General features: G+C 72.2%; 18 protein-coding genes. 9 read left to right on the top strand and 9 right to left on the bottom strand.

The window, feature by feature from the left end:
* Position 1: 1 nt before the first annotated feature.
* From HUT12_RS12585 to HUT12_RS12570, 4 genes are read left to right on the top strand one after another with little or no spacing between them, the layout of a single operon-like run.
* A complete protein-coding gene (locus tag HUT12_RS12585; RefSeq protein ID WP_176093475.1) occupies positions 2-874 on the top strand; it encodes a hypothetical protein in 873 nt (290 codons plus the stop codon).
* The gene (locus HUT12_RS12580; RefSeq protein WP_176093474.1) at positions 871-1,569 is read left to right on the top strand and encodes a hypothetical protein; all 699 of its coding nucleotides are present in this window, start codon (positions 871-873) and stop codon (positions 1,567-1,569) included. The genes HUT12_RS12585 and HUT12_RS12580 overlap by 4 nt, the downstream gene beginning before the upstream one ends.
* The gene (locus HUT12_RS12575; RefSeq protein WP_217705980.1) at positions 1,562-2,779 is read left to right on the top strand and encodes an acyl-CoA dehydrogenase family protein; all 1,218 of its coding nucleotides are present in this window, start codon (positions 1,562-1,564) and stop codon (positions 2,777-2,779) included. Before HUT12_RS12580 ends, HUT12_RS12575 begins: the two co-directional genes overlap by 8 nt.
* Positions 2,779-3,147: a holo-ACP synthase gene (locus tag HUT12_RS12570; protein ID WP_176093473.1), complete on the top strand. Its 369-nt coding sequence runs from the start codon at positions 2,779-2,781 to the stop codon at positions 3,145-3,147. Before HUT12_RS12575 ends, HUT12_RS12570 begins: the two co-directional genes overlap by 1 nt.
* Before the next feature lie 10 nt (positions 3,148-3,157).
* Here HUT12_RS12570 and HUT12_RS12565 read toward each other — a convergent pair whose 3' ends face one another.
* Positions 3,158-6,289, bottom strand: a complete 3,132-nt coding sequence (locus tag HUT12_RS12565; protein WP_176093472.1) for a LuxR family transcriptional regulator — start codon at positions 6,287-6,289, stop codon at positions 3,158-3,160.
* Between the two features lie 160 nt (positions 6,290-6,449).
* Between HUT12_RS12565 and HUT12_RS12560 the strand changes: the two genes are divergently transcribed.
* On the top strand, positions 6,450-6,881 hold the full coding sequence (locus HUT12_RS12560) for a DUF4260 family protein (protein WP_176093471.1): 432 nt from the start codon (positions 6,450-6,452) through the stop codon (positions 6,879-6,881).
* Positions 6,882-6,938: 57 nt separating this feature from the next.
* Positions 6,939-9,242, top strand: a complete 2,304-nt coding sequence (locus HUT12_RS12555) for a helix-turn-helix domain-containing protein (protein WP_176093470.1) — start codon at positions 6,939-6,941, stop codon at positions 9,240-9,242.
* A gap of 72 nt (positions 9,243-9,314) precedes the next feature.
* On the opposite strand, the gene HUT12_RS12550 is transcribed toward HUT12_RS12555, so the two are convergent.
* The gene (locus HUT12_RS12550; RefSeq protein ID WP_176093469.1) at positions 9,315-10,460 is read right to left on the bottom strand and encodes a helix-turn-helix domain-containing protein; all 1,146 of its coding nucleotides are present in this window, start codon (positions 10,458-10,460) and stop codon (positions 9,315-9,317) included.
* 159 nt (positions 10,461-10,619) lie between these two features.
* Here HUT12_RS12550 and HUT12_RS12545 point away from each other — a divergent pair, with 159 nt between their 5' ends.
* Entirely contained in the window at positions 10,620-12,122 is a 1,503-nt protein-coding gene (locus HUT12_RS12545) for a cellulose binding domain-containing protein (RefSeq protein WP_131052455.1), read from the top strand.
* Between the two features lie 111 nt (positions 12,123-12,233).
* Here the strand turns inward: HUT12_RS12545 and HUT12_RS12540 are convergent, their stop codons facing one another.
* Positions 12,234-12,572, bottom strand: a complete 339-nt coding sequence (locus tag HUT12_RS12540) for a helix-turn-helix domain-containing protein (protein WP_131052456.1) — start codon at positions 12,570-12,572, stop codon at positions 12,234-12,236.
* A gap of 129 nt (positions 12,573-12,701) precedes the next feature.
* Here HUT12_RS12540 and HUT12_RS12535 point away from each other — a divergent pair, with 129 nt between their 5' ends.
* Entirely contained in the window at positions 12,702-13,547 is an 846-nt protein-coding gene (locus HUT12_RS12535) for an NAD(P)-binding domain-containing protein (RefSeq protein ID WP_254876798.1), read from the top strand.
* A gap of 267 nt (positions 13,548-13,814) precedes the next feature.
* On the opposite strand, the gene HUT12_RS12530 is transcribed toward HUT12_RS12535, so the two are convergent.
* The gene (locus HUT12_RS12530) at positions 13,815-14,717 is read right to left on the bottom strand and encodes a hydroxymethylglutaryl-CoA lyase (RefSeq protein WP_131052461.1); all 903 of its coding nucleotides are present in this window, start codon (positions 14,715-14,717) and stop codon (positions 13,815-13,817) included.
* Positions 14,718-14,791: 74 nt separating this feature from the next.
* Here HUT12_RS12530 and HUT12_RS12525 point away from each other — a divergent pair, with 74 nt between their 5' ends.
* Positions 14,792-15,448 carry a GntR family transcriptional regulator gene (locus HUT12_RS12525; protein WP_131052462.1) on the top strand — a complete coding sequence of 219 codons (657 nt, stop codon included), beginning with the start codon at positions 14,792-14,794 and terminating at the stop codon, positions 15,446-15,448.
* A 43-nt stretch (positions 15,449-15,491) separates the two neighbouring features.
* On the opposite strand, the gene HUT12_RS12520 is transcribed toward HUT12_RS12525, so the two are convergent.
* From HUT12_RS12520 to HUT12_RS12500, 5 genes are read right to left on the bottom strand one after another with little or no spacing between them, the layout of a single operon-like run.
* Complete coding sequence (locus HUT12_RS12520; RefSeq protein ID WP_176092177.1) at positions 15,492-16,451, bottom strand: ABC transporter ATP-binding protein; 960 nt, start codon at positions 16,449-16,451, stop codon at positions 15,492-15,494.
* Positions 16,448-17,485 (bottom strand): ABC transporter ATP-binding protein, encoded by a 1,038-nt coding sequence (locus tag HUT12_RS12515; RefSeq protein ID WP_131052464.1) that lies wholly within the window; start codon positions 17,483-17,485, stop codon positions 16,448-16,450. Before HUT12_RS12515 ends, HUT12_RS12520 begins: the two co-directional genes overlap by 4 nt.
* The gene (locus HUT12_RS12510; RefSeq protein WP_131052465.1) at positions 17,482-18,348 is read right to left on the bottom strand and encodes an ABC transporter permease; all 867 of its coding nucleotides are present in this window, start codon (positions 18,346-18,348) and stop codon (positions 17,482-17,484) included. The genes HUT12_RS12515 and HUT12_RS12510 overlap by 4 nt, the downstream gene beginning before the upstream one ends.
* Positions 18,341-19,354: an ABC transporter permease gene (locus tag HUT12_RS12505; RefSeq protein ID WP_176093467.1), complete on the bottom strand. Its 1,014-nt coding sequence runs from the start codon at positions 19,352-19,354 to the stop codon at positions 18,341-18,343. Before HUT12_RS12505 ends, HUT12_RS12510 begins: the two co-directional genes overlap by 8 nt.
* The gene (locus HUT12_RS12500) at positions 19,354-19,989 is read right to left on the bottom strand and encodes an isochorismatase family protein (RefSeq protein ID WP_217705979.1); all 636 of its coding nucleotides are present in this window, start codon (positions 19,987-19,989) and stop codon (positions 19,354-19,356) included. The genes HUT12_RS12505 and HUT12_RS12500 overlap by 1 nt, the downstream gene beginning before the upstream one ends.
* Positions 19,990-20,000: the final 11 nt, after the last annotated feature.

Genomic DNA, 20,000 nt, shown 5'->3' with positions numbered 1-20,000 from the left:
CATGCCGCTGTCCCTGACCTCGGCCACCGCGTTGGTGCGCCGCGACCGGCTGCCGCCGGCCACCGACGACGACCGTGACGCCATCCAGCGGGACATCCTGCGCCCGTTCGGGGTACGGCCGGATCCGGGGCGGTTGGCGCAGGCGGCCAACGTCGGGTTCACCGAGTTGGCCGAGGACCTGCTGCGGGAGCTGCCGATCGACAGCCCCGACCTGTTGATCTTCGCCTACGGCATCCCGGATCCGTCGTCGCTCAAGCACGTGACCCCGTACGTGAACCACCTGCTCGGCGATCGCAGCCACAGCTTCGCCATTTCCGAGCAGGGGTTACGTGCCCCGTACACGGCGTTGAAGGTGGCGGACGCGTACGCCCGGTCGGGGCGGTGCGCCAGCCTCGCGCTCTTCGTCTGCGAGCAGAACAGCCTGCCGTACCACGATCCCTTCGTGACGGACCACGAGCTGACCAACTCCGGTGCCCTGCTCGTCTTCGGCGGTGGTGGCGGATGGGAGTTCGTGGGTACCGCGCCGGTGTCGAGCACGTCCGGGCTGGGACGCCTGATCGGGGCGATGACCACCGGGTCGGGCGTGGACTCGACGCTGGTGGTGGCGGGCCCGTGGGTCGACGCGGGCACACTGGCCGCCCTCGGGCTGCCGGTCCACCGGGTCGACGCCGGCAGTTACTGCACCGGCGTCTGGCGGGAGTTGGCCCGGTCGCATCGCGCCTGGGCCGACGAGTACCGCACGCTCGTGCTCTGCGACACCGACCCGCGTACCGGGCGTAGCCAGGCCGGTCTGCTGCGCCGACGAGCGAGCACCGCGCCGGAGTACGCGACCGCCGTATCCGTTTCCGCATCGACCCGAGAGCAGGCACCATGACACCGCCCCGGGCACCCGCCGATGTCGGGTCCGTGGTGCCGGACACCACGCTGCCCCCTGCCCCCGCACGGTGGTACGCCGACGCGCTGGACGAGTTGCACCACCGGCTCTCCCCGACCGGCCCGGTGCCCTCCCCCACCGGGCACGTGGTGGCCTCCCCGGCGGCGCTACCCGCCGCTGCGCCCGGTGCACTGGCCCGGTTCGGTGTCGTGGTGTCCCGCGCCGCTTCCGGTGCTGCCACACCGTCGGCGCACCCCACGGTCCCCGACCCCGTCGGCGACGGGCGGTCGACGACGATCGTCCCGGTGCCGCAGGCGGTCGCCGAGGCGTTCGCCACCGGCCTTCTCGACCTGCACCGACGGCTGCTGCACGAGGTGCTCCGGCACACCCTGCGTCATCTGGGTGCCCGCACCTCCGCCGGCACCACCCTGCTGGCCAGACAACTCGTGCAGGCCCAACTCGCCGAGGTGGCGATCCGGCTCGCCGAGGTGGACGCGACGCCGCCGGCGCGTCGGGACCAGGACGTGGCGGCCCGGTGGCGTACCCACCGCCGTCTGGTCGGCGTCGGTCGCGACCTGCTTCGGCTGCTCGGCGCCAGTGGCTTCCTCGTCGACGGACCGGCCGGGGACCTGCATCTGGCCGAGGTCGCCGGCAACGTCTACCTGCACTCGGGAAGGAGACAGGGCGATGGCTGAGGTGAACCGCGGCGGCCCGCTGGTCGGATCGGATCTGCGCGACGACCGGATGCGGGCGCTCGACCGCCACTGCTGGTCGGTGTCGGGCGAGTTCCGCAAGCTCGGCGAACTGCTCGACCAGGATCCGGACGCCATCGACGACCACCTCGATCTGCCCGGTGTCCTGCTCTACCGGTTCTTCTCCATTCCCCGCCGGTACTGGCCCGCACTGGACGTGCCGCCGCAGGTCGCGGCGGTGTGCGGTACGTCGCTGGCGCAGGCCGTCGTCTGGGAACGGTTCTCCTACGCCGACCCGAACGTGCTGCTCGCCGGTCCCGGACCGGCGCTGTCCAGCGACGCCATCCACGCGCTCGCCGACGAGGAACAGACCGACCGCTGGTTCCGTCGGTTCGCCGCACGGCCGGACCACACCTTCTTCGCGGTCACCGAGCCGGCCAAGGGTTCGGCCGCCACCGAGTTGACGACGACGCTGCGGCCGGCGACGGACGGCGACGGCTGGGTGCTCAACGGGGAGAAGACCTACGTGGGCAACGGCGCACGGGGCCAGGTGGGGCTGGTGTTCTGCCGGCGCGCGCCCGGTCCGTGGGGCATCGAGGCGGCGCTGGTGGAGGCCTCGTCCCCCGGTTTCAGCGCCGAGCTTCTGCCGTCGGTCGGCCTGCGTGGTGCCCGGATCAGTCGGATGCGTTTCGAGGACGTCCGGATTCCCGACCGCAACCTGCTGGGTCAGCATCGGCGGCCCACCCAGCGTGGCCTGCACGGGGCCCGACAGGTGTTCTACCGCGCCCGTCCCGGGATCGCCGCGATGGCGGTGGGCTGCGCCCAGGCGGTCTGCGACCACGTACGCGGGCAGGGGGTACGCGACGGTGGGGCCGGTGGGGACCGGTTGGCGGCCGTCGAGGACCGGATCGCGGCGATCCGTCGACTCATCCACCGGATCGCCGCCGACATCGACGGTGGCCTGATCGATCCCCATCGCATCGCCGCGGCGAAGGCCGGGGCCGCCCGGGTCGCCGAGGACGCCACGGTGCTCGCCGCCGAACTGCTGGGACCGGCGTCGTTGCTCGACGATCCCTGGCTGGAGAAGGTCTATCGGGATGTGCGTGCCTTCGAGTTCATGGAGGGCGCCGGCAACGTACACCTGTTGTCGGTCTTCCAGGGACTGCTGAAGGGGAGCGGCGCCGGTGCCGTCGGGCCGGAGGGTGTGCGCTGATGCGCCTCGGCATCGACCTGTTGCCGCTCGGTGCGCTGGATCGTCTCTGCGACCGGGCCTGGTTCACCCGGTACGCCTTCGCCGCCGCCGAGATCGAGTACGCCACGACGTTGGCTCCCGGGCGGCGGCGCGAGTTCCTCGCGGGTCGGTTCGCGGCCAAGGAAGCGGTGTTCAAGGTGCTCGGGACGGGCCTGTTCGAAGGAGTGGCACCGTCCGAGATCGTGGTGGCCCGGGCGCCCGGTGGCGCACCCCAGGTCACCCTGGCCGGGGCCGCCGCCCGGATGGCGGCGCAGGCGGGTGTCTCCGGCCTGACCGTCTCGATCACGCACTCCGACGACATGGTGGCGGCGGTGGCCGCCGGTTGGTGAGCGGGGCGGCTCAGTCCTCGCCCGTGGGGTGGGGCGGGTCCGGTAGCGCATCGGCGGAGGGCAGGCCGCTCGACGCCATCGCATCCAGGCGTCGAGCGAGCCGCACCCGGTTGCGGACACCGAGTTTGACGAACACGTGGGACAGGTGCATCTCGACCGTCTTCTCGGTGACCACCAGCACGGCGGCGATCTCCCGGTTCGTCAGGCCCTCGCGGACCAGTTCGGCGACCTGCCGCTCCCGGCGCGTCATACCGGCCAGTGCCGCACGGCCGTTCCGGTGCCGGGTCTCCGACGCACCGCCGCGCCGGCTGCCCTGCCGGTCGGCGGGACGGGCGAGGGTGCGGGCCCGATTCGCCGCCGGGGTCAGGCCGGCGGCGGCCAGTTCGGCAGCGGCGGCAGCGGCCATCTCGGCAGCGGCGGTCGGCTCCTCGGTGACGAGCAGCTGTGCGCGGGCGAGGAGAGCGAGACCGACCGCCCCGTGGGGTCGCGTCGCCGTGGTCGGGCCGCTCAACGGCTCGGCGGGGACGTGCTGGCGGGTGGTTCCCGTGGCCGGGGCGACCTCGTCGACGGCCGCCGCGGTGACTGCGGTGACGTCACCGGCGGCGACCGCCGCCCGCACCACCAGTTCCTGGTGGACCATCCGGGTTCCCGGGTCGACTCCGCGCAGCGAGGTCAGCGCGGGCACGGTCGTCAGCAGGTCCAGGCAGCCCCGGGGATCGCCCCCGGCGAGTCGCAGTTCGGCGAGCATCAGGCGGGTCAGCATGGCCGACCAGCCACCGGAGTCGGCGGCCGACGGGGAGCAGGAGAGGTCCGTGCAGCCGCCGATCGCGTCCCCGGGGCGGCCCGACGTGCCGGCCGCACAGCCCCCGGCACACCATCGGGTCGAGCGACCGGGGGCCGAGTCCGCCGGGCCGGGGCCGCGTGGGCCGGGACGGTTGCCGGCCCGCTCCGCCGCCACCCAGCGGCGCAGGATCGCCGCCCGTTGCCGCAGATGCGGGCTGCCGGAGCGGTAGGCGACGTCGGCGGCCATGGCCGCGGTACCGACGGCCACGGTGTGGCGGCCGGTGATGGCGAGGATCCAGGTACGCGCCAGCAGCGCGTCGCAGAGCGTCACCACATCGGGTCCCGGCCGGGCTGCCCGGGCCGGGCGATCGGTCGGACTCGCCCTGACCCGCTCCAGGTGCCGCAGCGCGTCGGGGTAGCGCTCCAGCGCGAACTCGCTCCAGCCGATCCAGTAGATCGCGTCGGGGTGGGCGGCCAGTTCTGCGTCGCCCGTGGCGTCCAGCAGGGGCACCACGTCGGTCAGCGTCGCCGCCGCCGACACGAAGGCGCCGGTCAGCCCGTCGGCGGCGGCGAGCACCGCCTTGACGCGGATGTGCTCCGTCGTCCTCGGCCGGTCGTCCTGTGCCAGCCGCAGTGCCGTGATGGCGGCTGCCCGAGCCGCCACGGCCGATCCGTCGGCCAGTTCCAGGAACGCCTGCTCCAGCAGCAGGTTCACCCGGCTGGACCGGCAGGACGGATCCGGCGGGGTGACCTCTTCCGCGAGCAGGTCGCGGGCGGGCGCGGGCTCGCCGAGCGACAGGCACAGCCGTACGCATCGGATGACCAGATCGGCCCGTTCGGCGGGCGGTGTCGCGACCGGCTGCCGTAACGCGGCCAGCAGCATGTCCCGGGCGTGCCGGGGCCGTCCGGCGGCGGCGTAGGCCGTGGCGACCTGGCGCAGGAGGAGGTGCCGGTCGGCCGGTGGGCTGCCGGCGACCGACGTCAGCCGCAGCGCTGCCTGACGCCACCGGGCGGCCGTCTCCGGGGAGTCGCGCTCGACGGCTGCGGCGGCGCGGCGGAGCGTGCCGGGTGCGGTGGCGTCGTCGGGGGTGGCCACCAGTGCCAGGTGCGGCGCCCGGGCGACCTCCTCGTCCGGGGTACCGGCCAGCGCGGCGGCGGCCCGGGCATGGGCGCCGAGCCGCCATCCGGGTTGGCTGCCGTGGTACACCACGTGGCGGACGAGAGGATGGCGGAACCTGAACCGGGTCGTGTCCGGCACGTGCCGGACGATGTCGGCGCCGGCCAACTCGTCGATCGTGCGACGGACGGTCTCCTCGACGAGTTCGGCGACCACCCCGACGGCCGGCAGGTCGAAGACCTCACCGACCACCGCTGCTCCCGCTGCGGCGAGCCGACTCTGGCTGGAGAGTTCGTCCAGCTCGGCGGCGATCGCGGTCTCCGCTGCCGAGTAGGTCCGGCCGGGCTGCGCGGTGGCGGGTTCCGGTGCCGTCCCCGTGACGGGGAAAGCGGTCCCCCGCGCGGGCGTCAGGTCGTGCGTCGAGGCGCGCGCGCCGTCGAGCAGTGCCCACAGGTAGCGGGGATTGCCGCCGCTGCATCGGTACAGTTCGTCACTCTCGGCGTCCGAGACACAGTCGGCGAGCAGGGTGCGTACGGCGGTCGGCGACAGGGGTGTGAGCGGTAGCCGCACCAGCGAGGTGCCCGTTCTGGCCGCCGCGCCGCGCAGTCTCGGTGGTGCCTGACGGGTGCGGTAGCCGAACGCCAGCAGCGTCGCCGCCTGCGGCGGGGACTGCACCAGGTAGCAGAGTGCGTCGATGGTGTCGTCGTCGGCGCGGTGCAGGTCGTCGAGGATCACCACCAGAGGTCCCGTCGATGCCAGGACCTCCAGCATGGACCGGATGGCGCGCAGACGTCGGAAGTGCGGCACCGTCGGCGGCGCGGGTCCGTTCTCGGTGCGATACGGGAAACTCGGGAAGATGTCGGCCAGTACCCGGGCGTCGTGGGTCGGCAGGGCGCCCCAGGCGTCTGCCCGCACCGTACGGAGCCGGTCGTCCAGGGCGTCGATGAGGGCGCCGAACGGGAAGACCGCTCCGCCCGGTGGGACCCGGCCGGTGAGCACCGGAAGGCTGCGACGCTGGCACCGGTGCGTCAGCTCCGCGAGCAGGTGGGACTTGCCGATGCCGGGGTCGCCGCTGATCTCTATCAGTTGGGCCCCGTCGGTGAGGCGCCCGATCGCCTGGTCCAGGCGGTGGAGTTCGCCGTCCCGGCCGACCAGGGGGTCGCTCGCTCGACCTGGTTGCCTCCCGATCGTCGTCCGACCGTGTGACGCGTTGGACACGCCGTCGGCTTCCCCACCCACCACAGAAATAGATTGTAATCGATGATCTACGCTGGGTGAGCGATTCAACGCTCTGAGTACACAACTTCCCGAGGTGCGGTCAGGGGTGTACGGGCACCTGGTCGCCTCCGACGACGGTAACGTCCACCCGACCTTCCGACCGACATCGACATCGAGGTGTGAGATGGCGTACCTGAGCCCGGTCGTCGTGCAGCGTGTCGAGGCCGCTGCCGTGGCGGCCCTCGCCGTCGTGGTGACCGTCGCCGTGGGGTACCCGTGGTGGTCACTGCTCGCGCTCTTCCTCGTCTTCGACCTGTCCATGCTCGGCTACCTGCGCGGCCCGCGTCTCGGCGCCGCCTGCTACAACCTGGCGCACTCCTATCTGGTGCCCGCCGCGCTGGGCGTGGTGGCCGTGGTCGCGGCCGGGTTCGGTGACCGGATCGACTGGATCGGCATCCTGGCCGTGGCGTGGGCGTTCCACATCGCCGTCGACCGCGCCGTCGGCTACGGACTCAAGACGGCAGAGGGCTTCGAACACACCCATCTCGGTCTGATCGGGAAAGCTCGACAGGCCGCGCTGACCCGCCGACAGGAACGGGATAACACAAGATCATGAGACCCGTCGATACGATGGCACCGTCCACGTAGTACGGACACGGGGATCGGGGTGCGGGTGGGCGAGGACACCAGTCTGGGGCGGCTGTTGCGGCACCATCGGGTGGCGGCCGGGCTGACGATCGAGGAACTCGCCGACCGATCGGGCGTGAGCACCCGGGCGCTGAGCAACCTGGAGCGTGACCTGGTCCGCCGGCCGCAGCGCCGGACCCTGACCGCAGTCCTCGACGTGTTGGCGCCGCCCTCCGCCGACCGCGCCCTGATCGAGCAGACCGCCGACGCCGGCCGCCTGTCGCCCGGACCGTGCCCGATGCCGGCACCGCCCGCAGACTTCACCGGTCGGGCGGAGGCACTCGGCAGGCTCGGTGACCTCGCCGAGTCGGCACAGCCCTCGGCCGTCGTCGCGGTGCTGACCGGCCAGCCCGGCGTGGGCAAGACGGCGCTGGCGCTGCGCGCGGCCCACGACCTCGCCGACCGGTACCCGGACGGGCGGTTCTTCGTCGACCTGCGCGGCACGCATCAGCACCCGGCGACCGCCGGTGAGGTGTTGCAACGGCTGCTGCTGGCACTCGGCTTGAGCGAGTCGCGGATACCGACCGACGTCGACGACCGGGCCCGGATCTACCGTGGGCTGCTGCGACACCGGCGAGCGCTGCTGGTGCTGGACAATGCGGCCTCCGAGGAGCAGGTACGGCCGTTGTTGCCCGGCGACGGCCCGGCCCTTGTGCTGCTCACCTGTCGGCGGTGGCTCAGCGGGTTGGAGGCGGTGCACTGGCTGCCGCAGGAGCCGCTGTCTCCGGCCGAGTCGACGGTGCTGCTGCGGACCATCGGCCGGGTCGAGGGCGTCGCGCCGGAGCGGATCACCGCACTGGCCGGGCACTGTGGGCACCTGCCGCTCGCGATGCGGATCGCCGGGCAGCGGCTACGCGACGACCCGACGCTCACCGTCTCCGACCTGAACGCTCGGCTCGCACAGGCCCGGGACCGCGTCGCCGTCATCGAGGGTGACGACTCCGGCCTGTCTGCGGCGCTCGCGTTGTCGTACCGCTGGCTCCCGGTGACCGGGCGCGCGACGCTGCGGCGACTGGCGCTGATTCCGGGTCCGGACTTCACGGCGGACGCCGCCGCCGCCGTGTGTGGGGTCGAGTTGGCCGAGGCCGAGGATCGGCTCGACGGGCTGGTCGAGTCCGGGCTGCTCGGGCTCCGACCACCGGACCGTTACGGCCTGCACGACCTGGTCCGTGACTTCGCCGCGACCTGTCTGGAGCGGGACGAACCGTCGGCCGTGCCGGCGCTGCGGGAGAGCCTGGTGACCTGGCTGTTGGAGGCGACCGTGCGAGCCGGGCGGCACTTCGAGCCCGGTGGGCCGGCGGCGGATGACGACTCGGACGCGGACCGGGCCCGTGACTGGCTCGACGCCGAGCGGGCGAACTGGCTCCCGGCGCTGCGGATCGCGGCCGAGAGCGGGCAGGACGATCTCGTCGTGGCGGTCTCCGACGCGTTGCACTGGTTCTCCGACCAGCGGATCTATCTGGACATCTGGCCGGAGGTCTTCCGGCTGGCCGCCGAGGCGGCGACCCGCACCGGCGACCTGGCCCGGCAGGCCACGCACCTGAACTATCTCTCCTGGGCGCAGACGCTCTGTCTGAACGACGCCTCCGCCGGCCTGGCCACCGCCCAGGCGGCGCTGCGGTCGGCAAGGCGCGCCGGTGACCGTGCCCAGCAGGGCTGGGCGCTGCTGTACGCCGCCTCGGCGCAACTACGGCTGCGCGACTTCGACGCGGCCCAGCGGCTGCTACGGCGGGGAGGCGGCGTGCTGCGCGCGGCCGGGGACCACGAGGGCACGGCGCAGGCCATGTCGATGCTCGGCATCGCGCTGCGGGCGCTCGGCCGCACGCCGGACGCGCTGCGGGTGCACCGGCGGACGCTGCGGCTCCTGCGCGACACGAGTTTTCCGATCGCTGCGGTGCCGCGCGCCTACTCGGACGCGATCACCTGCCGGTGGATCGGGTTGAACCTGGCGGATCTGGGGCGCTGGGGTGAGGCGGTCGGCATCCTCGGCGAGGCGGTGGCGGGCGCGCGCGCCTGCGGGCTACGGACCCAGGAGCTGGGGGCGCTGATCGAGCTGGCCGAGGCGCTGCGCCGGACCGGCCGCAGCGCGGAGGCGGGTGAGCACCTGGCGGTGGCGATCGAGCTGGCCGGGGTCCTCGGTGATGCCGAGAGCGTCGCTCGCGCCCGTGCGGCGCAGGCCGAACTGAACGCCCGTGCGGCGCAGGCCGAACTGAAGGCCGGTGCGGCGCAGGCCGAACTGAAGGCCGGTGCGGCGCAGGCCGAACTGAAGGCCGGTGCGGAAAGGGGTTAAGCTACGGCGGCCCGGTGTGGCGCAGGTGTGCAGAGCCGCAGGGTGCGTGCGGACCGGTGGGCCGCAGCCGGGTCAGGCTGCGGTGGACGGCACCGCCGGACGAACGTCCCGGGTGCGGGCGACCGCGAACGCGTGCAGGATCGGATTGACCTCGTGGTGGGGAGCGATCCATCCGCAGCCGGCCAGGTCGGCGAGCGCTGCCGCCGGTGGCGTCGGCGCGGCCAGCGCGCGGACCGCCGCGCGCAGCGACTCCGGCATCTGCCGGTAACCGCGGTCGAGGGCCGCGCCCACCGACAGGTCTCCGGCGGTGAGGGCCTCCAGGTGCCGTCCCGGCCGGGCGAGTTGCGCGGTGAGGCGCGCGATCGACCATCCGTGCCGGGTACGGACCCGGTTCGCCACGATGCGCAGCGCCAGCGGAAGGCCGTGGCAGTGCCGCGCCAGCTCGGCTATGCCGGCGTCCGGGACCGCCGGTCCGATCATCCGGTGCAGCGCCAGTTCGGCGTCCGGCACGGGCAACGGTGTGAGGACCCGCCGGGCGCGCCTCGGTGGCAGGCTCAGCGGCCCGGACGTGGTCACGACCGCCACCGACTCCCCCCGGTGCGGCAGCAGCGGTGCCAGCCGGACCGCGTCGGTCGCATCGTCGAGGATCAGGAGCACGCGCCGCTCGTCGAGCAGCCGCCGCCACGCCACGACCGCACCAGCGTCGTCGTCGGGCAGGTCAGCGCCGAGCGAGCGGGCCAGGTCCCGGGCCAGCGCGGCGGGGTGCGGGGCGGACGAGCCGCGCAGCGCAACGAAGCGCACCCCGTCGGGGAAGTCGCCGCTCAGTCTGGTGGCGGCCTGTGCCGCCAGGGCGCTCTTGCCGATGCCCGGTAGCCCGGCCAGTTCGATCACCCGGTGTCGGGACACGGCGCCGGTCAGCCGGTCGAGGTCGTCGTCGCGCCCGGTGAAGCAGGGTGTCAGTCTGGGTAGGCCGATCACCGCCGGCTCGATCCGGACCGCGGCGCGCAGCCGATCACCGTCGTCCGGCCCGAGGCGCAGGGCCTCGGCCAGCGCCGTGAGGGTGCCCTCGTGCGGGCGGCGGATGCGTCCCCGCTCGATGCCGCCGATGGTGCGCAGGCTGACGCCCGATCGTGCGGCCAGGTCGTCGATGGTCAGTCCGGCGGCGGTACGCAGCGCCCTCAGCGCGGAACCGCCGGCGAGTCGTCCGTCGTCACTCACAGCCCCGTCCCCGGTGTGTGTTCGGCCGTCCCCAGCGACGCTAGTGATTACGCTCCGGTAGGAGCAGCGCTGGCGTTGTGTTACTGGCCACATGCTCACGGTGAAGTTGCCGGTCTTTCTGCATGGTTCTGCGTCGTCACTCTCGGTTGACTCTGGGCCATGCAGACCTTCCGAACCGCCCTGCGAGTGGCCGCTGCCACCACGCTCGCGCTGTCCACTGTCGGCCTGACCACGGGCGGTGTCGCCGCCGCCCCGCCGGCCGCGCCATCCGGCGTACCCGCCGCGAATCTGTTCGAGAGACTGTCACCCGCCGTACAGGAGCGGATGGCCGGGCAGGTGGCGCTCGTCGACGCCGCCAGCGTCATCCGATCCGCCGTGGAGGCAGGTGCCCCGCGTGGTTACGCCGGCCTCGGCCTGGTCGACGGCCACGTCACGCTCTGGTGGAAGGGAGCCGTACCGGCCGACATCGCCACCGCCGTCAGAAGCGTCGAGAAGCTCGCCGAGGTACGGGTGGAGCCGGCCCGGTACAGCGGGAGAGAGTTACAGGCCGCGGCGGCGAAGCTGCGCCCGGTCGTGGCGAAGGATCGTGCGGATGCCGCGCACGCCGTGCGGATCAAGACCGACGGCAGCGGGCTGGAGGTCGCCGTCGACACCACCGGCGGTGCGAAGGTCCCGGCGCTGCCCGCCACCGGCGTCAAGACCAGCACCGTCGCGGCGGAGAAGCTGGAGCAGCACGCCACCCGCTTCGACGACGCGGCCCCGTGGAAGGGTGGCGCACGCATCTGGAACGGCGGCGGCGCCCTCTGCACGTCCGGCTTCGGGGTGCGCGATCTCGCCGACGACACCCCGTACGTGCTGACCGCCGCGCACTGCGGGCCGCTCGGCGGTGAGTGGTTCGACGGCGTCGGCGACCCGATCGGGTTCATCGTCGAGCGCCACGAGCCGCACGACATCGCCCTGCTCAGCGCGGCGTCGGCCGGCAGTGACGTGTACGTCGGCGGCCTGCACGAGTCGACGACGGTGCCGGTGGCGGGCTGGACCCAGGTCTTCCCCGGCCAGATCCTCTGCCAGTCCGGGCAGACCACCGCCGAGATCCACGGCGCCCCGATCTGCAACCTCGAGGTGCAGTTCCACTACACCGACGAGCAGGACCTGGTCGAGGCCACCCAGTTGGACGGCGGGGAGACCGGTTACGGCGGCGACAGCGGCGGCCCGCTCTACCAGGTGAACCCGAACGGCTCCGTGTTGGCCGCCGGCACCCACACCAGCGGCGCCGGCACCGGCATCGGTTTCCAGGACTTCGCCACCGTCCGCGACGACTTCGGCGACATCGTCCCGGTGACCGCCACCGCCGGTCCGGCCACCTGCCAGGTGTCCTACCAGGTCACCACCTGGTCGGGCGGGTACACCGCGAACGTGACCGTCTACAACTCGGCCGCCGCCGTCAACGGCTGGCAGTTGACCTGGAACCTGCCGGCCGGCAGCACCGTCACCACCCCGTGGAACGCCGCGGTCACCCAGAACGGCACCGCGGTCACGGCGTCGAACCTGGCCTACAACGCCAGCATCCCGAACGGCGGGGCCGTCACCTTCGGCTTCAACGCCACCGGCACGCCGAACACGCCGGCACCGTTCACCCTCAACGGCAACACCTGCGCCTGACCGATCACGCACCAGGGGCCTGGCAGCACACGCTGCCGGGCCCCTGTTCGCGCGCCGCCCCATCCCGGGGACCGCCGTCTCCCCCACTGGCCAGCCCTCTCCTGGGACTGATCACGCCGTCGAGCGCTCACGCCCCCACGCTGCCAGCGGCTCGAGTGCGTCGTTGAGGCGCGCGCCGCTCTCGGTCAGCGAATACTCGACGCGAGGCGGCACCTCGTCGAAGGAGACACGACGTACGACGCCGTCCGCCTCCATCTCCCTCAGGTGTGAGGCCAGGACCTTCTCGGTGATCCCCGGAAGCAGTCGACGCAGTTCGCCGAACCGCCGGCAGGGGTGCTCGTCAAGAGCCCAGAGGATCAGCACCTTCCACTTGCCGCCGATCACCTCCATCGCGGCATCGATCCCGCACACATGTCCATCCGGTGTGCCCGGCCGGTTCAGCGTCGTCATGCCCCCACCTTCTGACCTGCTCGCGCACCCCGGGGTAACCACCCACTCCGAAGTGCGTACTTGTTCATCATCGGGTCCCTGGCCAGGCTCACCCGTATGGCACCGAACACTGCTGGAACCTCCGTCACGATGCTGGGCCTCGGCGCGATGGGCACCGCTCTGGCCCGTGCCTGGATGGCCGCCGGCCACCCACTGACCGTCTGGAACCGCACCCCAGCCCGTGCCGCGGCGTTCGATGCCGAGGGCGTACGGGTCACGGACAGCGCGGCCAAGGCGGTCGCCGCGAACACCCTGGTCGTCGTCTGCCTGCTGGACGACGCCGCTGTCGAGGAGGTGCTGGCCGGCACCGACCTTACCGGCAAGGACCTGGTCAACCTCACCACCAGCACCCCTGTGCAGGCCCGTGCCCGCGCCGAGTGGACCCGCGAGCGCGGTGCTCGCTACCTGGACGGCGGCATCATGGCCGTCCCTCCGATGATCGGCGTTCCGGAGGCCGGCGGGTACGCCTTCTACAGCGGCTCACGGCAGCTGTTCGAGCGGCATCAGGAGACCCTGAGCGTTCCGGCGGGCACCACCTATGTCGGCGAGGACGCAGGCTTCGCGGCCCTGCACGACGTGGCCCTGCTCAGCGCGATGTACGGGATGTTCGCGGGAGCCGCGCACGCCTTCGCGCTGATCCGCAGGGAGGACATCGATCCCACGTCGCTGGCCCCGTTGCTCGCCGACTGGCTCGTGGCGATGGCCCCGGCGGTTCACCAGACCGCCGATCAGCTGCGCAGCGGCGACTACACCACGGGTGTCGTCTCGACCCTCGCCATGCAGGTGGCCGGCATGCCGACCTTCCTGCGCACCGCTGAGCAGCAGGGCGTCAGCCCGGAACTGCTCAGCCCCTACTTCGCGCTGATGCGTCGCCGCCTCGCCGAGGGCAGCGGCGAAGAGGACCTGACGGGCACGATCGACCTGCTGCTGCGGTGACCGGCGCACGCATACCAGGCCGACGGCGGATTCTGCGATCTGGCACCTGGGCAGCCACGCCGCGGTCGGTTCCGGTGCGGCTCCACGCCGCAGGTAGGCCAGCACCGCGAGTACCGCCGGTGGCCGTCCGTCGTGGCTGGCAGGTCGAGTTTGCCGAAGATGTTGCCGATGTGCTTGCGAGGAGGCAGCCGACGCCGACCGGCAGGGCACGGTCGCGGGCCACGTCGCCGCTCTGCAAGAAGCCGCTGTTCGGAGCGTTCGGTCCGGCTACTGCGGGTCGGTCGGGAACCAGCCGGCCCGACCGAGGGCGCCGGGTAGCCGGTCCTTGCCGAGCTGGTCGCCGATCCACGCCGCCGTCTCGATCACCTTCGTCGGGTCGAGGCCGGTGGGGTGGCCGGAGCGGTGCAGCGCGTACGTGAGGTCCTCGGTGGCCACGTTGCCGGTGGCGGCCGGGGCGAAGGGGCATCCGCCGATCCCACCGACGCTCGCGTCGAGCACGGTCACGCCGGCCTCGACCGCCGCCAACGCGTTGGCGATGGCGGTGTTGCGGGTGTCGTGGAAGTGGGCGCGCAGCGGCACGCCCGGCGCCGCCGCCGTCACGGCGGAGACCAGGGCCCGCACCTGGGCGGGTACGCCCACACCGATGGTGTCGGCGAGGGCGATCTCGTCGGGTTCGCCCTCGACCAGGCGGCGCGCCAGGTCACCCACGGTCGCTGCGGAGACGTCGCCTTCGAAGGGGCAGCCGAACGCGGCGGCCACGGTCACGCTGGCCCGGACTCCGGCGGCGTGGGCGGCCTTGGCGATGTCGGTCCAGGCGCCGAGCATGGCGTCGACGGAGGCGCCCTGGTTGCGCTGGCTGAAGGTTTCGGTGGCGACCACGACGCAGTTCACCTCGTCCACTCCTGCCGCCAGCGCACGGTCCAGCCCGCGTCGGTTGAGCACTAGGCCGATGTACGATACGTCGCTGCGTCGTGGCACTGCGGCCATCACCGCTTCGGCGTCGGCCATCTGCGGCACCCGGTCGGCGCGGACAAAGGAGACCGCCTCGACCCGTCGGGCTCCTGCCTCGACACAGCGCCGGATCAACTCGATCTTGCTTGCTGTCGACAGGATCTCGGGCTCGTTCTGCAGACCGTCCCGTGGAGACACCTCCACCACCTGAACCACCATATGTATACAATCTCAGACTGTCAGAGCGGCGGCAAGGGTGCCGACGACATGCGGCTCACACGACGGAGGCACGGGTGACGAATGCCGCGGAGGACGCGTACGAGGCGCTGCGGAGCGCGATCCTGAACGGCTCGATCGGCCCGCGCGCCCGCCTGGGCGAGATGGAGTTGTCCCGGCAGTTCGGCGTCAGCCGGACGCCGATCCGGGAGGCACTGCGCAGGCTCACCGCGGAGGGCCTCGTCGTCTTCCAGCCCAACCGTGGGGCGCGGGTCGCCGAATGGTCGCTCGGCGATCTGCAGGACATCTACGAGATCCGCGCCCGGCTGGAGAGCTACGGCGCGGCCCTGGCCGCCAAGCGCATCGACGCCGAGGTCCTGGACCGGCTGGACGCGCTCTGCGACCAGATGGAGGAGTTGGCCCGGCGGATGGGTCCGCAGGACCTGGACCGGATCGCCACCCTCAACGCCGAGTTGCACAACTCGGTCCTGAAGGCCGCCGCCAGCCCTCGGCTCACCTCGCTGCTGTCCGCGGTCGTGGAGGTGCCGCTGGTCGTGCGGGCGTTCCGCCTCTACACGCCGGACGCCCTGGCCCGCAGCATGGCGCACCACCGGGACCTGGTGGCGGCGCTGCGGGCCAGGGACGCAGAGTGGGCGTCGAGCACGATGCGGGCCCACGTGCTGGCCGCCCGGACGGTGCTGTTGGACGGCATGGTGGACCGCCCCGACCTGTGACCGGTCCGCCGGGCCCGCACCCGCCTCCCCGCCGTCGTGGGCGTCAGCTCCCGGGCGCTCCGGGTTTGATGCAGGCCACCTCCCGGTCGGCGCCGATCGGCGTCAGCCGCACCTCGGTCTGTACACATCGGTCCTCACCGACCGGGCAGCGTCCGTGCAGGACACATCCCGGTACGAGCTGGGTCGGACTCAGCGGGTCACCGACCAGCCGGGCCGGGGCCAGTTCCTGGTCGGGATCGACGGGCAGGGCCGCCGCCAGCAGGGCGCGGGTGTACGGGTGCTGTGGATCGGAGAACACCAGCTCGGACGGGCCGGTCTCGACGACCCGCCCCCGGTACATGACGGCGATGCGGTCGCTGACGTACCGGACCGTGTGGATGTCGTGGGAGATGAACAGGTAGCCCATGCCGAGTTCGGCCTGCAGGTCGGCGAGCAGGCGCAGGATCTGGGCGCGGACCGACAGGTCGAGGGAGGACGTGGGTTCGTCCAGCACGACCAGGGACGGCTCGGTCACCACGGCTCGGGCGATGCCGACTCGCTGCTGCTGCCCGCCGCTGAGTTCGCCGGGATACCGTCGTGCCATGTCGGGGGCGAGTCCGACCTGTTCGATCATCTGCGCGACCCGGTCACGGCGCTGTGGTGTGGTCATCGCAGGCCGGTGGATGGCCAGTGGTTCGCCGATGATGTCGGCCACCCGCATCCGGGGGTTCAGCGACTCGAACGGCTCCTGGAAGATGATCTGTATCTTCGCGCGGAGCTTGCGCATCTCGGCGGCGGGCAGCGCGAGCATGTCGGTGCCGTCGAAGCGTACCGAGCCCCGGGTCGGTTCGATCAGGCGCAGTGCCAGCCGCCCCAGCGTCGACTTGCCGGATCCGCTCTCGCCGATGACCGCCACGGTCTCTCCGGCGTCCACCGAGAGCGACACGTCGTCCAGCGCGTAGACCCGCGTGCTGCCGCCGACGTGGAACTCCTTGCTGACGTTGGTCAACTCCAGCAGACTCACTGCGCTGCCTCCTTCTCCTGGGGCAGGTGACACCAGTACGTCCGGCCGGAGGTCTGGGTCACCGCGGCCGGGACCACCTGGGCGCACGGTTCGAAGGCGTGCGGGCAGCGGTCCCGGAAGGGGCATCCGGACGGGTAGTCGATCAGGTCGGGCAGTCGACCGGTGAGGTGCACCAGCGGCTGACCGGGCCGGGGAATGGCGCGGATGAGCGCCTGGGTGTACGGGTGGCGGGGGTCCTTGAGGACCTCCCGGACGGTGCCGTGTTCGATGACCTTGCCGGCGTACATGACGACGACCCGGTCGCAGTACTGCGCGACGACGCCGAGATCGTGGGTGACCAGGAGCATCGAGCGGTCGTGTTCGCGGACCAGTCGGCGGATGAGGTCCAGGATCTGCCGTTGCACGGTCAGGTCCAGGCCGGTGGTCGGTTCGTCGGCGATCACGAAGGTCGGGTTGAGCAACATGGCCATGGCGATCACCACGCGTTGGGCCATGCCGCCGCTCAACTGGTGGGCGTAGCCGTCGAGGACCCGGTCCGGTCCGGCGATGCCGACGTCGGTGAGGGCGGTACGGGCCCGGTCCCGGACCTCGCCGTCGGCCTTGACCCCGTGCGCGGCCATGATGGTGGCGAACTGCCGGTGGATGCGCATCACCGGGTTCAGGGCGCTGAACGGGTTCTGGGCGATGAAGCCGATCTCCTTGCCGCGTAGTCGGCGCAGCTCGGTGCGGCGCAGGCCGAGCAGGTCGACCCCGTCGAAGCGGGCGGTGCCCTCGACCACCCGACCGGGGGGCCGGACCAGGCCGAGGATGGACCGGATGGTCACCGACTTGCCGCATCCGCTCTCGCCGACGACGCCGACGATCTCGGCCCGGTCGACGTGGAAGTCGACGCCGTTGACCGCGTGGACCAGGCCGTCGGGTGTGTCGAACCGGGTGGTCAGGCCGTTGACCTCCAGCAGGCGTCCGGCGGAGCCGTCGGACGGCGGCGGGGTGGGTCGACTGTCGGGTCGTCGTCGCGCGTTGAGCAGGCTCATCGTTGCCTCGCCCGGCCGAAGGTGTCCTGCAGTTCGTCGCTGATGGCGTTGAAGCAGAGCACGGTGAGGAAGATGGCGAGTCCGGGGAAGACCGAGACCCACCACTGGCCGGTCGTCATGTTCTGCGCTCCTGTCTGGATCATCGCGCCCCAGCTCGCGTCGGCGGCGTTGATGCCGATGCCGAGGAAGGAGAGGGAGGCGATCACGACGATCGAGTGCGCGACCGCCAGTGACGCCTGGGCCAGGATGATGCCGGTCATGTTCGGCAGGACGTGCCGGAACATCACGCGCGGCCCGGTCGCGCCGATGGCGTGGGCCGCCTCGATGTAGCGGCTCTCCCGGATGGTCAGTCCCTCGCTGCGGACCAGTCGGACGAAGCGGGGGACGTTGATGATGGCGATGGCGACGACGACGTTCTCGATGTTGTTGCCCATCAGCGCGACCAGGGCGATGGCCAGGATCAGCAGCGGGAACGCCTGGAAGACGTCGAGGGCCCGGACGACCCGTTCGCCCCACGGTCCGCGGTGCAGGGCGGCGAGCCCGAGCAGCACGCCGATCACGAGTGAGATCAGCATGCCGGCGAGGGCCAACGGGATGTCCACCCCGGCGGAGGCCACCAGGCGGCTGAACACGTCGAGGCCGAACTTGTCGGTGCCCATCCAGTGCTCGCCGTCGGGGGCGGTGAGGGTGTTGGTGGAGGGTTCCGCCGGGTCGTGCGGCAGTGGAGCGAGATAGGCCGCGGCGAGCATGCTGGTCAGGATGGTGCCGGGCACCCACAGTCGCCACCGTCGGTGGCCCCGGGGTCGTTTCTTGGTCGTCGGGGCGGTGACCGTGGTGGGGTCGGCGGCCAGGGTCTCAGTCATAGCGCACCCTCGGGTCGAGCGCCGCGACCAGGATGTCCAGCGCGGTGAAGGCCAACAGGGTCCCGAGTCCGGCGGCCAGGATGAAGCCCTGCACGGCCGGGATGTCGAGCTGGAGGATCGAGTCGATCGCCCACTCGCCGAAGCCACCCCAGGAGAAGATGGTCTCGATGATGGCCGCGCCGCCGAGCAGCGCGGCGAGGAGGATGCCGCCGTAGGTCAGGATCGGGGTCCGGGCCTGGCGGAAGGCGTACGCGAGGACGGTGCGCTCGCGCAGGCCGCTGGCGCGGGCGAATTCGACCTGTTTGGACTCCAGGGCCGGCACCAGGGAGGCGTACGTGCTGCGGGCGAAGTACGCGGAGTAGTAGATGCCGAGCGTGAGGACGGGCAGCACGGAGTGCGCCACCGCCGATCGGAAGGTGCCCATGTCACCGGCGAGCAGGGAGTCCAGCAGCAGCGCCCCGGTCACGGTCGGCGGTGGTTCGTCCATCAGACCGAGTCGTCCGACCGGTGCCGGCGCCCACCCGGCGAGATAGAAGAGCAGGTAGATCAGGAGCAGCGCCAGGAAGAAGTCGGGGATGGACTGGAAGGTGGTGACGATGAAGCGGGAGGTGCGGTCGGCGACCGTGCCCTTGCGGTAGGCGCCCAGTGTGCCGAGGCCGATGCCGAGGAGTGCGGCGAGGGTCAGCGAGAGGAACACCAGTTCCAGGGTCGCCGGGGCGAACCGCAGGATCTCGTCGAGGATGGGCCGGTCGGTGTAGTAGGACGAGCCGAGGTCGCCTTGGACCAGGTTGCCGAGGTAGGTGACGAAGCGTTCCCACAGGGGCTGGTCCAGGCCGAGTCGGCGTTCGATCTCGGCCAGTTCCGTCGGGGAGGCGGCCGGTCCGGCGATGACGCCGGCCGGGTTGCCGGGCAGCGCGTTGACCAGCAGGAATGCCAGCACGATGACGGAGAGCAGGCCGACCGGGAGGAAGAGGATCCGTCGGCGGGCGTATCTGAGGACCCGCATCACGCACCTCCCGGTTCGAGCAGGGTGGTCGCCTCGTCCAGGGTCAGGACCTGTGCGTACTTGGCGCCGAGGTCGAACAGGGCGGCCTCGTGCGGGCGTGGGTCCCGGTCGAGGCAGGCGTCGGCGACGACGAGTGGCACGTAGCCGTGTTGCAGCGCGTCCACGGCGCTCGCCCGGACGCAGCCGCTGGTCGAGGCGCCCGCGATGAGCAGGGCGTCCACTCCCATGACGCGCAGGGTGCTGGCGAGGCTGGTGCCGAAGAAGGCGCTGGCGTACTGCTTGGTCACGACCGCCTCGCCGGCGGCGGGTGCCAGGGCCGGCGGCGCGTCGGCGAGTTCGCTGCCGCGTTCGAAGACCCGCAGGGCGGGCACCTTGCGGGCGAACAGGCCGCCGTCGATCCCGCCGGGGGCGAGCTCGACCCGGGTGTGGATCACCGGGACGCCGTGGCGTCGGGCGGCGTCGAGCAGGACCGTGCAGGCCCGCAGGGCCGGCGGGTTCTCGTCGCCGGCATAGAGGGGGGAGGCCGGGTCGAGGTAGGCGCGCACCAGGTCGACGATGAGGAGCGCGCGGCGGGTGCCGTGGCCCAGGTCGCCGCCGAAGCCGGCGTCGCGGTAGTCCGCGTGGAGGTCATTCACCGTGTCCGCCT

The sequence above is a fragment of the Verrucosispora sp. NA02020 genome, assembly GCF_013364215.1.
In the GTDB taxonomy this organism is placed as follows: domain Bacteria; phylum Actinomycetota; class Actinomycetes; order Mycobacteriales; family Micromonosporaceae; genus Micromonospora.
The sequence above is the reverse complement of the archived record's forward strand: the minus strand, read 5'-3'. Positions and strand labels throughout refer to the sequence as shown.